The 13,457-nt window shown below is 63.4% G+C and carries 7 protein-coding genes and 2 pseudogenes; 4 read left to right on the plus strand and 5 right to left on the minus strand.

Going from position 1 to position 13,457, the window contains the following annotated elements:
• Window positions 1-13: 13 nt before the first annotated feature.
• Window positions 14-1,033 (minus strand): Leu/Phe/Val dehydrogenase, encoded by a 1,020-nt coding sequence (locus tag LJY18_RS13015; RefSeq protein ID WP_238042237.1) that lies wholly within the window; start codon window positions 1,031-1,033, stop codon window positions 14-16.
• 179 nt (window positions 1,034-1,212) lie between these two features.
• Here LJY18_RS13015 and LJY18_RS13020 point away from each other — a divergent pair, with 179 nt between their 5' ends.
• Window positions 1,213-2,013: a SirB1 family protein gene (locus LJY18_RS13020; RefSeq protein ID WP_238042238.1), complete on the plus strand. Its 801-nt coding sequence runs from the start codon at window positions 1,213-1,215 to the stop codon at window positions 2,011-2,013.
• A 37-nt stretch (window positions 2,014-2,050) separates the two neighbouring features.
• On the opposite strand, the pseudogene LJY18_RS22720 reads toward LJY18_RS13020, so the two are convergent.
• From LJY18_RS22720 to LJY18_RS13040, 4 genes and pseudogenes are all read right to left on the minus strand, one after another.
• Window positions 2,051-2,242 (minus strand): annotated as a pseudogene (locus LJY18_RS22720) (response regulator transcription factor); the annotation flags it as partial.
• A 162-nt stretch (window positions 2,243-2,404) separates the two neighbouring features.
• Window positions 2,405-4,573 (minus strand): annotated as a pseudogene (locus LJY18_RS13030) (hypothetical protein); the annotation flags it as partial.
• 153 nt (window positions 4,574-4,726) lie between these two features.
• The gene (locus LJY18_RS13035) at window positions 4,727-6,097 is read right to left on the minus strand and encodes a DUF1329 domain-containing protein (protein ID WP_238042239.1); all 1,371 of its coding nucleotides are present in this window, start codon (window positions 6,095-6,097) and stop codon (window positions 4,727-4,729) included.
• 28 nt (window positions 6,098-6,125) lie between these two features.
• Window positions 6,126-7,895, minus strand: coding sequence for a DUF1302 domain-containing protein (locus LJY18_RS13040; protein ID WP_238042240.1), 1,770 nt, complete (start codon window positions 7,893-7,895; stop codon window positions 6,126-6,128).
• Window positions 7,896-8,158: 263 nt separating this feature from the next.
• Here LJY18_RS13040 and LJY18_RS13045 point away from each other — a divergent pair, with 263 nt between their 5' ends.
• The 3 genes from LJY18_RS13045 to gcvP all read left to right on the plus strand — a co-directional run bounded on the left by LJY18_RS13045 (window position 8,159) and on the right by gcvP (window position 13,243).
• Window positions 8,159-9,565 carry an NAD(P)/FAD-dependent oxidoreductase gene (locus LJY18_RS13045; protein ID WP_238042241.1) on the plus strand — a complete coding sequence of 469 codons (1,407 nt, stop codon included), beginning with the start codon at window positions 8,159-8,161 and terminating at the stop codon, window positions 9,563-9,565.
• Window positions 9,566-9,994: 429 nt separating this feature from the next.
• Window positions 9,995-10,378 carry a glycine cleavage system protein GcvH gene (gene gcvH, locus LJY18_RS13050; protein WP_238042242.1) on the plus strand — a complete coding sequence of 128 codons (384 nt, stop codon included), beginning with the start codon at window positions 9,995-9,997 and terminating at the stop codon, window positions 10,376-10,378.
• Window positions 10,379-10,387: 9 nt separating this feature from the next.
• Window positions 10,388-13,243: an aminomethyl-transferring glycine dehydrogenase gene (gene gcvP, locus LJY18_RS13055; RefSeq protein WP_238042243.1), complete on the plus strand. Its 2,856-nt coding sequence runs from the start codon at window positions 10,388-10,390 to the stop codon at window positions 13,241-13,243.
• The last annotated feature ends 214 nt before the right edge of the window (window positions 13,244-13,457 follow it).

Genomic DNA, 13,457 nt, shown 5'->3' on the forward strand with positions numbered 1-13,457 from the left:
CGGTCTGCGGCTGTCAGTCATAAAGCACGGCCTCCGCGAGGGCATCGGCGATCCGCGCCGGCGAGCGATGATCAGCCTCGGCCTGGGCATAGATCTCGGCCAGGCGCTGGCTGATCTTCGCCATGTGCGCGGTGATTGCCACCTGACTGGCACCCTTGTGGCGCAGGGCCACATAGATCAGCCCGCCGGCATTGATCACGTAGTCTGGCGCGTAGAGAATCCCCCGCCCCTGCAGAGTGTCTGCCACCTCGGCACTGGCCAACTGGTTGTTCGCCGCTCCGGCCACCGCCGAGCAGCGCAGCTGGCCGACGCTCTCGGCATTGAGAATGCCGCCCAGACCGCAGGGCGCGAGAATATCGCAGCGGCTACCGAGTAACGCGGCGCTGGGCACCGGCTGGGCACCCAGCTGCTCCACCGCCAACCTCACGCGACCAGCATCCAGGTCACTGACCAACAGTTCGGCACCGGCCGCGTGCAACTGCTCGGCCAGGGCATAACCGACATGGCCGAGTCCTTGAATGGCAACCCGCAGGCCTTCCAGGTCGTCGCTACCCAGACGGGCCAGGGCGGTGGCACGGATTCCGGCGAACACGCCCATGGCCGTGTGTGGTGAAGGGTCGCCCTCGCTGGTGGTGCTGGTGACGTGCTGAGTGTGCTGGGCGATGCAGTCCATGTCGGCACTGGAGGTACCGCTGTCGACGGCAGTGATGTAGCGCCCATTGAGCGTCTCGATAAAGCGACCGAACGCTTCGAATAGAGCACCGCGATTGTCGACATGCGCCGGGCGAATGATCACCGCCTTGCCGCCACCCTGATCGAGGCCGGCCAGCGCGGCCTTGTAACTCATGCCCTGGGCCAAACGCACGGCATCATGGATGGCGCTCTGCTCATCGGGATAGACCAGGTAGCGGCAGCCGCCCAGAGCCGGCCCCAGACGCGTATTGTGGATGGCGATAATCGCCTTGAGGCCCGTGACCGGATCCTGAGTGAGGTGCAAGGCCTCAAGCCGGGCGGCTTCCATCATGGCGAACATGCTGTGGCTCCCTTACTTCTGGTTACAGCCAGTATAGGTGCAGCCCCCAAAAATGCCCGACCAGGCCGGCATAACCACAGCCGAGAGCAAAGCCAGGCTGTATAAACAGCAAATCCAGGCACAACACTGGACGCCGCCCCACCAAGGCGGTTACAACCGAGTCTTGCGCAGAGGTGATCATGAGCCCACGCCAGTCCTGTCTTGCCTGCCTTGAGCGAGAACCGCCCGCGGTCTTCGAGGCGGCGCTATGGATTGCCGCCGAACACGATCCGAAGCTGCAACCGGCCGATGTGCTGCGCGAGCTCAGCGCGCTGCAACAGCAAATCAGCCTCGGCTTGCCCGCCTTGCCACCCCGGGAACTCGCGCAACCGCTGCTGCGGCGCCTGAATGAGCTGGATTTTCGCGAAGACGACAGCCCGCCACGCCCGCAGATCGCCTTGCTGCACAAGGTTATCCAGCGTCGCCGCGGCCAACCGCTGTCGCTGGCATTGGTCGCCCTGGAGCTGGCACGGCGCCTGGAAATCCCCTTGCACGGCGTGAATTTTCCCGGGCATTTCCTGCTCCAGGTAGCAGGAGCCGATCACCTGCTCGACCCCTGCGGCGGGCGGCGCCTATACACCCGTGACTGTCGCGAGCTACTGATCCGCTACCAGGGCGCCCAGGCAGAACTCACTGCCAGTTACATGCGTGCCTGCGATGGCCGCAGCATGTTGCAACGGCTATCGCGCAACCTGCTACACCTGCACCTGCTGGAAGAGGACTACCTCGCGGCATTGAAAGATGCCGAACGCGTGTTGCTACTGGGCACACCTACGGTTGCCGACCACCTGGCCCGTGCCGAGCTATATCAGCGCCTGGAGTGCCCCCAGGCCGAGCGTTTCGATGTGGAGCACGCCCTGCTGCTCTGTGACGACCCGGCGCAGCGCATGCTGCTCGCCGAGCGTCTGCGCCAGCTCGCCACGGTGCCGGCGCTGCATTGATGAGACCCAGGGTTGTGACGGCGAGACCTTCCCCGACTTACAACAGCCCCAATGCCTTGGCCTGCGCCACTGCCTGGGTACGCCGGGCCACGCCGAGTTTGCCGTTGATCCGCCGTGCATGGGTCTTGACCGTATGCAGGGAAATAAACAGCTTTTCGGCGACTTCCTGATTGGACAGGCCCTGGGCAATCAGGCGCAGCACGGTCAACTCACGGCTGCTGAGGCAGGCATCCGCCGCCGGCACCTCGGCCGCCAGGGGTAGTTCGTCGGCGGCGAACCACATGCCCTGGTAATTAAGACGCTGACGCAAATTTTGCGCGGTCTGACGGGCCTGGTTCGCCGCCGGCATATCGGCACAGGCGCTACAGGCCTCGGCATAGCTTGACCAGAGCTCACTGGCAAACGCCTGGCGGCCCTGCGCCACGGCCTGATCGAGCAACTTCTGCAGCGCCTCGCGGACATCTATGCCACGGGCCATGTCGAGGCACAGCAGGAGATGCTCCAGGCGCAGGAACAGCTCGGGAAAATTCGGCGGTGGCACGCTGGTCTCCCGTCGGTGGCCCAGCACTCGGGTCAAGGCTTCGCGAGCACGCTCGTGGTGCCCCTGATAGATCCACAGGCGACTGCTGGCCAGCAACAGCACGCCTCGATACAGGGCGTCGCTAACCCGATGGCGCTGCATCCAGCGCTCGGCTTCGCCCAGATGAGCGAAAGCGGCGGGAATATCACGCCGACAGGTGGCCAGTTCGGCCAAGCCCAGATAACCATGAAAGGCCCCTGGGTCGCCCTCGGCCAGCGCGCCCTCGAGTCCGGCTTGCAGGTAGATCATGGCTTGCCCGATGCACCCCTGGCGCAATGCCAGGCGCCCCAGACGCAGCAAAATCCGGCCGCGCACCGGAGTCTGCGGCAGCGACTGCGCGTCCATCTGTTCGAGTACCCGCTGCAACAGCGCCTCGGCACGGGCGAATTCGCCACGCGTCTCCAGCAGCAGCGCATGATCAAGCTCCAGCAATGCCTCGAATACGCCGCTACCGCACAGCCGCGCCTGCTTCAGCACCTCGTAGCTGAGGTGTTGCGCATGTTCCAGGTGACCTTCGCCGATCGCGATCTGGGTCAGCACCGAACGGCACAGCAGGGTCTGGGCCCAGGCGGCATCCGGCAACGCTGGCAGCGCCTCAAGCAAGTGCGCACGTGCCTCTGTCCCATTGCCACGTCCATAGGCGGCAATCCCGCGAATCGCTTGCCACTGGGCAAACAGCTCGGTCAGGCGCTCGGCATCGGCTCGCGGCTGAAAGCGCGCCAGCTGATCGACGCAGACCTTCGCCTCCTCCGGGCACCCAACCAGCAACAACGCCCAGGCGTTGAGCAGGATCAGCCGTGGCGTGCTGGTCAACAGGCTTTCAGGCAGCTCGTTGCGCCAGTGCAGAATCAACGCCAGATCCTGGCCCTGGAGCAACTGTTCTTCGGTGAAACGTTCGAGAAAACTGGCCGCGACTTCCGGCTGGCCACCCTTGAGCGCATGTTCCACCGCCGCGCGCACTTCGCCGTGAGCGGCAAACCACTGGCTGGCATGCAGGTGCAGGCTGGTGCACGGCGCGGCCTTGGCCCGCTGCTGTAGCAGATGCGCCAGTGGTGGGAAGACTTCGAGCCAGTCCGCCGCGCCCTCCACTTCATTGATGAACAGGCCGCGTGTTCGCAACGCCTGCAGCCAGGCGGCGCCCTCACCAACTCCCAGCAGGTGCTCGCAGAGCTCGTCGTTGAACTGTGGAATCTGTGCCAACTGGCAAAGCGCGTGGTTCAGTTCGGCAGGCAGGGCCTGCAGCACCTCATGCTCGATATAATCGCGCAGCAACGCATTATGTTCCTCGCACAACAGCGGCCCCGAACCCTCACGCTCGCCCTGGGCAGCCAGCAGGCGCAGGGCCGCCGGCCAACCGCGGGTCAGGCTGAACAGGTTGTCCGCGCGGCTGGATCGTAGCGTATCCACATGCTGCAACCAGACGGCAACCTCGGCCGGAGTGAAAGCCAGATCCGCGCCGCCCAGCTCGAACAACTCGCCCTCCAGCAACAGGCGCGGAAAGTTGCATAGGGGGCGCCGCCGGCTGCCAAGCCACCAGCAGAGATTGGTCGGCGAAGCGCAGAGCAGACGATCAAGGCAGGCATCGAGTCCGCCATTGGGCTCGCGCGGATAGTCATTCAACATGATCCACAGCGCGCGCTCCTCCTGCTGCACCGCAGCCAACAGTTCGGCTTCACTCAAGCTCGACGGATAGCCCAGGGTGACGGCCAGTAGTCGGCAGAACTCTGCTGGCGAGGCCAGCTGTCCAGCGCAGTTGAGCCACAGCGGCGAGTATTCGGGCGGACAGTCGCGGGCGCAGTCAGCGAGCAGCACCGACTTGCCGAACCCTGCCGGGGCGACCAGCAAACGCAAGCGACAGTCCTCGGCGAGCAAACGTCGCTGCAGGTGCTCGCGCTGAACATGCCCTGGCGGTTGGCGCGGTAACAGGCTCTTGCCACAAGATGGCAATCCGATAGGCGGAGATGGCGCGTAGGCGGTCATGACGGCTCGTATTGATTTTGTATGGGAGCTTTGCTCATGAGACTAGACCCGAAGCCAGCCATGCAATAGCTGTATCAGCCTAGCTAATAGTTGGCGATAAAAAAAGCGGCCCGAAGGCCGCCCAATTATGGAGGAGCAATGACTCTGCCAGTCTTACCGCACGCCAGAGCTGCGCAGGGCTGCTGGGGTGTAGTCGGCGGCACTGGCCTCGAAGCCGAAGACGTAGGCGGACCTCTCTTCGTTCTTCATGCCCAGGGCCAAGTAGCGACCGGCGACGACGTCGTAGAGCGTCTCAAGAGTGTAAGCCGGCACCTTTTGATGGTAGTAGCTCTGCGAATGCCCCTCGGCGACGCGCCACAGTTGGCCGCGACCGTCGTAGTGATCGACCAGGGCCAGCTGCCAGCTGTCCTCATCGAAGTACATATGGCGCTTGGCATAGATATGCCGCTCGCCGGACTTCAGCGTGGCTTCCACTTCCCAGACCCGGTGCAGCTCGTAGCGGGCCAGGTCCTGGTTGATGTGGCCAGCCTTGAGGACGTCGTCATATTTCAGCGCAGGCGAGTCAAGCTTGTAGCTGTTGTACGGGATGTACATCTCCTTCTTGCCGACCAATTTCCAGTCGTAACGATCCGGTGCGCCTGAGAACAGGTCGAAGTTGTCTGCAGTGCGCATGCCATCGGAGGCAGTGCCCGGCCCGTCGTAGGCGACCTGCGGGGCACGCCGCACGCGGCGCTGACCAGCGTTGTAGATCCACGCCAGGCGCGGCTCCTTGACCTGGTCGATGGTCTCGTGGACCAGCAGCACGTTGCCGGCCAGGCGCGAAGGTGCGGTCACCCGCTGCTTGAAGTACAGCAGGATGTTGCTCGCCTTGGCCGGGTCGATGTCGGGCATGTCGGTGGGGAAGGCGATTTCGTCCTCGAATTTGACAATGCTGTAAGAGCCATTGGTCTGCGGCGTGGCCTGGGTGATGTAGCGCTTGAGGTTACCGCCGCGGTAGCGGGTGATGTGGTTCCACACCACCTCGACCCCGGTCTTCGGGATCGGGAAGGCGTAGTAGCGGCTGTCACTGAAGTTCTGCAGACCGTTACCACCGTCCACCGTGGTGGTGTGGAGAGCGCTCTGTTTGGCCGCGGCATAGATTTCATCCGGAACCGCAGCACTGCGGTGAGTCGGGTAGACCGGAATCTTGTAGGAGTCGGCATAGCGCTTGAACATCGCCATTTGCCCGGCGGACAGCTTGTCCTTGTACTGCTCGGCATTGGCGGCGGTGATGGTGAACAACGGCTGCTCACTGGCGAACGGGTCAGCGAGGAAGCCCTTGCCGTCGACCGCACCAGCGTTGGTTGGCAGGCCGCCAGTCCAGGCCGGGATGCTGCCGTCGGCGTTGCCGGCCATTTCCGCGCCAAGCGGAGTCAGGGTGGTGCCCAGTTGCGCCGCCTCTTGTTCGGAGACGGCGGCCATCACGCTGGTTGCCAGCAATGTCAGGGCCAGCGCACCGGTTTGCAGGATTCTTGTAGTTTTCATCATGTACGGATCCTTTGCGCGTCGTTGATCAGAAGTTCATACCGAAACTCAGGGCCACGAAGTCACGGTCGGTGGTCGTGTTGTAGTCGCCACCGAAGAAATCGGTGTAGCTGAGGCTCGCGTTGTAAGTGTTCTGGTAGTCGGCACTCAGACCGAGGCTGACGGCCTTGCTGCCCTCGTTGAAGTTCGGCCCGTAGCCATCGACGTCATGTGACCAGGAAACACTTGGGGTCAGGTTAATACCGGCCACCACATTACTGTAATCAGCACTGGCACGTAGGCGGTAGCCCCACGAACTGGTGGTGTAGAAACCGTCACCTTTGCATTCGTCCGGATTGGCAGAGTTGAATGCCTCACACACCCCGGGCGCGATAAAGTCGCCCGCACCGAAGATCGGGTCACGACCAAAACGCAGCTCGCCGACATCGTCGCTGATGCCGCTGATGTGGTTATAGCCGACCTCTCCGATTACAGTCAGGCGGCTGGCGCCGAGTACCCGGTCGAAGAACTGCAATGCTGTGATCTGCGCCTGAGTGAACGGTTTGCGCTCGTAACCATGGATATCACCCCCTGAAACGTTCTGCGAACTCCCGGTGGTAAATACTGGCGAGACAGGCAAACCGAGAGCAGCGAAGGACAGGTCAGTGGAGTTGATCTGCATTGGCATATTCGGCCGGTAGCTCAGTTCACCGGACAATGCGGTGCCGCCGACATTGGTCTGGAAGCTCATGCCGTAGAGACGGATGTCTTCCGGGTATTCGACGAAATAGCGGGCGTTCGACGAGCCAGGGATGAATGCCGCCGATGGGGTGGTGGTGCGGATGGTGCTGAATACCGGACCGCGGCTGTGGTAGTTCAGGGCATAGAGGCCGAACTCAGTATTGTTCAGCTGCTCGGCGAACCAGCGCAAGGCCAGGCCGTACTGACCGCTGTCACGTGCATCGCGGTCGCCTGCGCGCGGAATGTAGACGTTTTCGCCTGGTGCGAAGCTGTTGTTCGACTCTCCTGGCGGCAGGTCCGGGCCGAACACCACCAGGCGATCTTCGCAGCCATCGGCGATCACATCGGCAGTGGAGAAGAAAGTGCCGCAGTTGTCTGCTACGGTCTGGTCCCACTCCAGTTGGTAGAAGGCCTCCATGCTGAGGCTGTCATTCAGGCTCTGCGAAAGGTAGAGCATGTTGACCGGGATCAGGCCTTCCTTGATCTCTGCGCCGGGACGACGGAAAGCGGCCGCATCGACCGGATTGATCGAGTTGATCGAGTTCTGGATGAAGGTGCTCTCGCCCCAGCTGACCACCTGCTTACCGACCCGCACGCTGCCCGGCAGGTCGCCGATGCTGTAGTTATGGTAGATGAAGGCATCGAGAATCTGCGCACCGGAAGATTGCGCCGCCTCTTTGCGGTTGTGGTCCTGGATGTCATAGAACTGCCGGCTTTCGTCCTTGGTCTCGAAGTCGTACCAATACTTGCCGCGGATAAACACCCCGGTGTCGCCGTATGTCAGCTGGAGATCGTGAATGCCCTTGAAGATCTTCGAGAAGGTTTCGCCTTTCTTGAAATTCAAGCGGCCGTCGTCAGAAGTCCGCGAGGAGGCCTTACCGCCACTGGCGACCGAGACGAACTCCGGATCGGCATCACGGACACCCCAACTTGCACCGACCGACAGCGCGGAATCGAACTGCGCCTGGAGCTCGCCGACATTAAAAGTAATCGCCTGGACCGGCGCGACACAGCCCAGAGCGACGGCAACTGCCAGTGCGCACGGCTGGAAGATTGCATGCCTTGTTTTTGTTGTCATGCGGCTCTCCTGGAAAGCATGGTTTCGTGTTGAGCCCCCAAGCTACCCAGCGCCACCCGTTCGGATAAGCGCCCGAAAGAGTGATTTGCCATGTCAACCGAAAGAGTGAGTGCCGCTCTACTACGCAGCATGCCCGCCGCCCCATGGGCCAGCTCAATGGGTTGCCATAGCGCCGGTGAATGACGCCCGCAAATGCAGGTACCGGGACAAGGCGCCTTGCGCCAGCTAGGCTGGCGGCGAAAACACAGCCGAGGAGAGACATGATGTCGCCACACCCGCCCATCAGCCTATGGATGGATCAACTCGACCAGCCCACGACTCCGCGCCCGGCGCTGCAGGGCCACCTGGAGGTCGATGTGGCGATCATCGGAGCCGGTTACACCGGCTTGTGGACTGCCTACTACCTCAAACGCCAGGCGCCCGAACTGCGCATCGCCGTAGTCGAAGCCGAGTACGCCGGTTTTGGCGCCTCCGGGCGTAACGGCGGCTGGCTGATGGGCAACCTGCTCGGCGAGGACCGGCTGCTCGCCGGCTTGCCAGCCGAACAGCGGCGGACTGCTTTCGACCTGCTGCACGGCATCCCCGACGCGGTCGCCGAGGTATTGCAACGCGAAGGCATCGCCTGCGACTACCGCAAGGGCGGCGTGCTCTATTGCGCGGCGCGTTACCCGGAGCAGGAGCACCGCCTGCGCGCCTGGCTCGACTCGCTGTACGAAGAAGGCCTCAGCGAAGCCGACTACCGCTGGCTGGCGCCGGATGAACTGAACCAACAGCTGCGCATCAACGGCCCGCTCGGTGCCATCCACAGCCCGCACTGCGCGACCATCCAGCCAGCCAGACTGGTGCGCGGCCTGGTCCAGGCGGTTGAACGCCTCGGCGTGCAGCTGTTCGAGCAAAGTCGCGTCATGCATTGGCAGCCGGGCCTGCTGCGCACCGCCCAGGGCGAGCTGCACGCCGACTGGGTCGTGCCGGCGGTGGAAGGTTATGCCGCCGAGTTGCCACTGCTACGACGCTATCAGCTGCCGGTGCAAAGCCTGCTGCTGGCCACAGAACCGCTGTCGGCCAACCTGTGGGACGAGATCGGCCTCGATCGCGGCCAGGCCTTCAGCGAATTCAGCCGCCAGGTCACCTACGGCCAGCGCAGCGCCGACGACCGCCTGGTGTTCGGCGCCCGTGGCGGATATCGCTTCGCCGGCAAGCTGCGCCAGGACTTCAACCTGAATGCCGAGGAAATCGGCCTGCGCCGCTACCTGTTCGGCGAGCTGTTCCCGCAGTTGCGCAACGTCGAGATCAGCCATGGCTGGGGTGGCAACCTCGGCATGGCGCGGCGCTTCCAGCCACACATGCTGCTCGACCGCAGCAACCGCATTGCCCTCTCCGGCGGCTACGGCGGTGAGGGGGTCGGTGCCAGCAACTTGGGCGGCCGCACCCTGGCCGACCTGATCCTGGGCCGTAGCAGCCAGTTGACCCAGCAACCCTGGGTGCTCGGCGAACGCCCCCTGTCGGCCCTCAAGGCCTGGGAGCCGGAACCCTGCCGCTGGCTCGGCTACGCCGCCATCATGCGCAGCTTCGCCGCCGAAGACCGGGTACTCGCCAACCCGCACAGCCCAACCTGGCGCCGTGCTCTGGCCGCCAGGCTGGCGGACGCAATGGAAGGGCTGATGCGCTGAGCGGCAGCTGCGCGCCGTGCTCGTGTAGCTAGAGGGGCTGGCACCAATCCAGCTTCAGCCTCCAATAGACGCCTGCGCTGGACTGAAACGAACTGCTGGCCGCCCCAACTGCCGGAGGCGACGCCATCGTATTTAAATCAATACACCGTAGCGAATTCAATACGCGAGCGACACAAACCTGCCAACCCGCGACATCAACGGCTTTATCAGGGTGCTTATGTCCCCGTCGGCCCCTGCCGTATCGAATTCGATACACGGCTATTTTCACGAGCCATCGAACAAAACATGTAAGCTATTGATTTAATTGATAAAAATAACAATGGCACTGCACTTGCTATGGTCTATACCCAAGCGCTCGCTGCCTGGCACGAGCACCTTGTTCATCGCCCCGACAAGAAAGGGCGAGTCTGACCATTTTGAGGAATTCACATGAGCGAGTTGCGTTTTACTGTTGAACACGAATGGCTGCGTCAGGATGCCGATGGTCTGGTCACCGTTGGTATCACCGCTTATGCCCAGGAAGCCCTGGGTGATGTGGTGTTCGTGCAACTGCCAGACTTGCAGAGCTACGCCGAAGGCGCAGAAGTCGCAGTACTGGAATCGGTAAAGGCTGCCAGCAACATCGCCATGCCGTTGGATGGCGAAGTACTTGAGGTCAACGCCGAGTTGGACGCCAGCCCGGAACTGGTCAACGAAGACCCGCTGGGCAAGGGCTGGTTTTTCCGTTTCCGCCCGGCTAATGCCAGCGCCGTGGCTGACCTGCTCGACCAGGCCGCTTATGAGCGCCTGCTCAACGCCAACGCCGACGCCTGAGAGAATCCAATGACCGATCTGACCACCCAGAACGAATTTATCGCCCGGCATATTGGCCCGCGCGACTCCGACACTGCGGCGATGCTCAGCACCCTCGGTTTCGACTCCCTTGATGCCCTGACCGCCAGCGTGATTCCCGAGAGCATCAAGGGCACCAGCGTACTCGGGCAAACCCCGGGCCTCAGCGAAGCCGATGCCCTGGCCAAGATCAAGGCGATTGCCGGCAACAATCAGCAACTCAAGACTTACATCGGTCAGGGTTACTACGGCACCCACACGCCGAGCCCGATCCTGCGCAACCTGTTGGAAAACCCGGCCTGGTACACCGCCTACACCCCCTACCAGCCGGAGATTTCCCAGGGCCGCCTGGAAGCACTGCTGAATTTCCAGACCCTGATCATCGACCTCACCGGCCTGTCGATCGCCAACGCCTCCCTGCTTGATGAAGCCACCGCCGCCGCCGAGGCCATGACCTTCTGCAAGCGCCTGTCGAAGAACAAGGCCAGCAACGCCTTCTTCGCCTCGCAACACTGCCACCCGCAGACCCTCGACGTACTGCGCACCCGCGCCGAACCGCTGGGTATCGAGGTAGTGGTCGGCGACGAAAGCACCATCACCGACGCCAGTGCCTACTTCGGCGCACTGCTGCAATACCCGGCCAGCAATGGCGATATCTACGACTATCGCGAGCTGGTCGAGCGCTTCCACGCCGCCAATGCCCTGGTCGCCGTGGCCGCCGATCTGCTGGCCCTGACCCTGCTCACCCCGCCGGGCGAATTCGGTGCCGACGTGGCCCTGGGCAGTGCCCAGCGTTTTGGTGTGCCGCTGGGCTTCGGTGGCCCGCACGCCGCCTACTTCGCCACCCGCGATGCTTTCAAGCGCGACATGCCGGGCCGTCTGGTCGGCGTTTCGGTCGACCGTTTCGGCAAGCCGGCCCTGCGTCTGGCCATGCAGACCCGCGAGCAGCACATCCGCCGCGAGAAGGCCACCAGCAACATCTGCACCGCCCAGGTGCTGCTGGCCAACATCGCCAGCATGTACGCCGTCTATCACGGTCCCGAGGGCCTGAGCCAGATCGCCCAGCGCACCCACCAGCTGACCGCGATTTTCGCCCAGGGCTTGGCCAACCTCGGCCTGGCCGTGGAGCAAGCGCACTTCTTCGACACCCTGAGCGTGGCCAGCGGTGAGCGCACCGCACAACTGCACCAACAGGCACGCGCAATGGGCATCAACCTGCGCGAGATCGACGACCAACGTCTGGGCCTGTCCCTGGACGAAACCAGCGACCAGGCGGCCGTCGAGCGTCTGTGGGAAGTCTTCGCCGAGCCGGGGCACAGCCTGCCAAGCTTCGCCGAGCTGTCCGCCAGCGTCGCCTCGCGCCTGCCGCAAGGCCTGCTGCGTCAGTCGGCAATTCTGGCGCACGAAGTGTTCAACCGTTACCACTCGGAAACCGAGCTGATGCGCTACCTGCGCAAGCTCGCCGACAAGGACCTGGCTCTGGACCGCAGCATGATCCCGCTGGGTTCCTGCACCATGAAGCTCAACGCCGCCAGCGAAATGATCCCGGTGACCTGGGCCGAGTTCGGCAACCTGCACCCCTTCGCTCCGGCCGCACAGAGCCAGGGCTACCAGCAGCTGACCGATGAACTCGAGGCCATGCTCTGCGCGGCCACCGGCTACGACGGCATCTCCCTGCAGCCGAACGCCGGCTCCCAGGGCGAATACGCCGGCTTGCTGGCGATCCGTGCCTACCACCAGAGCCGTGGCGACGAGCAGCGCGACATCTGCCTGATCCCCTCCTCGGCCCACGGCACCAACCCGGCAACCGCCAGCATGGCCGGCATGCGCGTGGTGGTGACCGCCTGTGACGCCCGCGGCAACGTCGACATCGACGACCTGCGCGCCAAGGCCGAAGAGCACAAGGATCGCCTGGCCGCGCTGATGATCACCTACCCGTCGACCCACGGCGTGTTCGAGGAAGGCATCCGCGAGATCGCCCAGATCGTCCACGACAACGGCGGCCAGGTGTATATCGACGGTGCCAACATGAATGCCATGGTCGGCCTCTGCGCCCCGGGCCAGTTCGGCGGCGACGTCTCGCACCTGAACCTGCACAAGACTTTCTGCATCCCGCACGGCGGTGGCGGCCCGGGCGTCGGTCCGATCGGCGTCAAGGCACACCTGATCCCCTTCCTGCCCGGCCACGCCAACATGGCGCGCAAGACCGGTGCGGTCAGCGCCGCGCCGTTCGGCAGCGCCAGCATCCTGCCGATCACCTGGATGTACATCAGCATGATGGGCGGCGAAGGCCTCAAGCGCGCCTCGCAGGTGGCGATTCTCAACGCCAACTACATCGCCCGACGCCTGGAAGAACACTACCCGGTGCTCTATAGCGGCGAAGGCGGCCTGGTGGCGCACGAGTGCATCCTGGACATCCGTCCGCTCAAGGACAGCTCCGGCATCAGCGTCGACGACGTGGCCAAGCGCCTGATCGACTTCGGCTTCCATGCCCCGACCATGTCCTTCCCGGTCGCCGGCACCCTGATGATCGAGCCGACCGAAAGCGAATCCAAGGAAGAACTGGACCGCTTCTGCGACGCCATGATCGCCATCCGCGAAGAAATCCGCGCGGTCGAACGGGGCGAACTGGATGCCAACGACAACCCGCTGAAGAACGCGCCGCACACCGCCCTGGAACTGGTCGGCGAGTGGACCCACGCCTACAGCCGCGAGCAGGCGGTCTACCCGGTCGCCAGCTTGGTCGATGGCAAGTACTGGCCGCCGGTCGGCCGGGTCGACAACGTGTTCGGCGACCGCAACCTGATCTGCGCCTGCCCGTCGATCGAGGCGTATCAGGAAGCCTAAGGCGATGGCCTTGGCCCGGATGCAATCCGGGCCAAGGAATAAAGGTCGCTGAGCCTTGTCGGCGACCGCCCAAGTGTTCGCAGGGGAGCGGCGTGTTTCTTGTGTCGGCAAAACCATGATGCATACCGCTTCCTTGCAACAACCTCATTGCGCCCACGCGTGAACCACTAACGATCCGAATATCCCCATAGCGGCAAACCGCCAACAGCCCTTA

Origin of the sequence: Pseudomonas sp. MMS21 TM103, assembly GCF_022132145.1 — a bacterium.
Lineage (GTDB): Bacteria > Pseudomonadota > Gammaproteobacteria > Pseudomonadales > Pseudomonadaceae > Aquipseudomonas.

Excerpts from the sequence above, each read along its gene's own strand:
- LJY18_RS13015 (WP_238042237.1), bottom strand. The coding sequence starts at position 1,033 with ATGTTCGCCATGATGGAAGCCGCCCGGCTTGAGGCCTTGCACCTCACT.
- LJY18_RS13045 (WP_238042241.1), top strand. The coding sequence starts at position 8,159 with ATGTCGCCACACCCGCCCATCAGCCTATGGATGGATCAACTCGACCAG.
- gcvP (WP_238042243.1), top strand. The coding sequence starts at position 10,388 with ATGACCGATCTGACCACCCAGAACGAATTTATCGCCCGGCATATTGGC.
- LJY18_RS13020 (WP_238042238.1), top strand. The coding sequence starts at position 1,213 with ATGAGCCCACGCCAGTCCTGTCTTGCCTGCCTTGAGCGAGAACCGCCC.
- LJY18_RS13035 (WP_238042239.1), bottom strand. The coding sequence starts at position 6,097 with ATGAAAACTACAAGAATCCTGCAAACCGGTGCGCTGGCCCTGACATTG.
- gcvH (WP_238042242.1), top strand. The coding sequence starts at position 9,995 with ATGAGCGAGTTGCGTTTTACTGTTGAACACGAATGGCTGCGTCAGGAT.
- LJY18_RS13040 (WP_238042240.1), bottom strand. The coding sequence starts at position 7,895 with ATGACAACAAAAACAAGGCATGCAATCTTCCAGCCGTGCGCACTGGCA.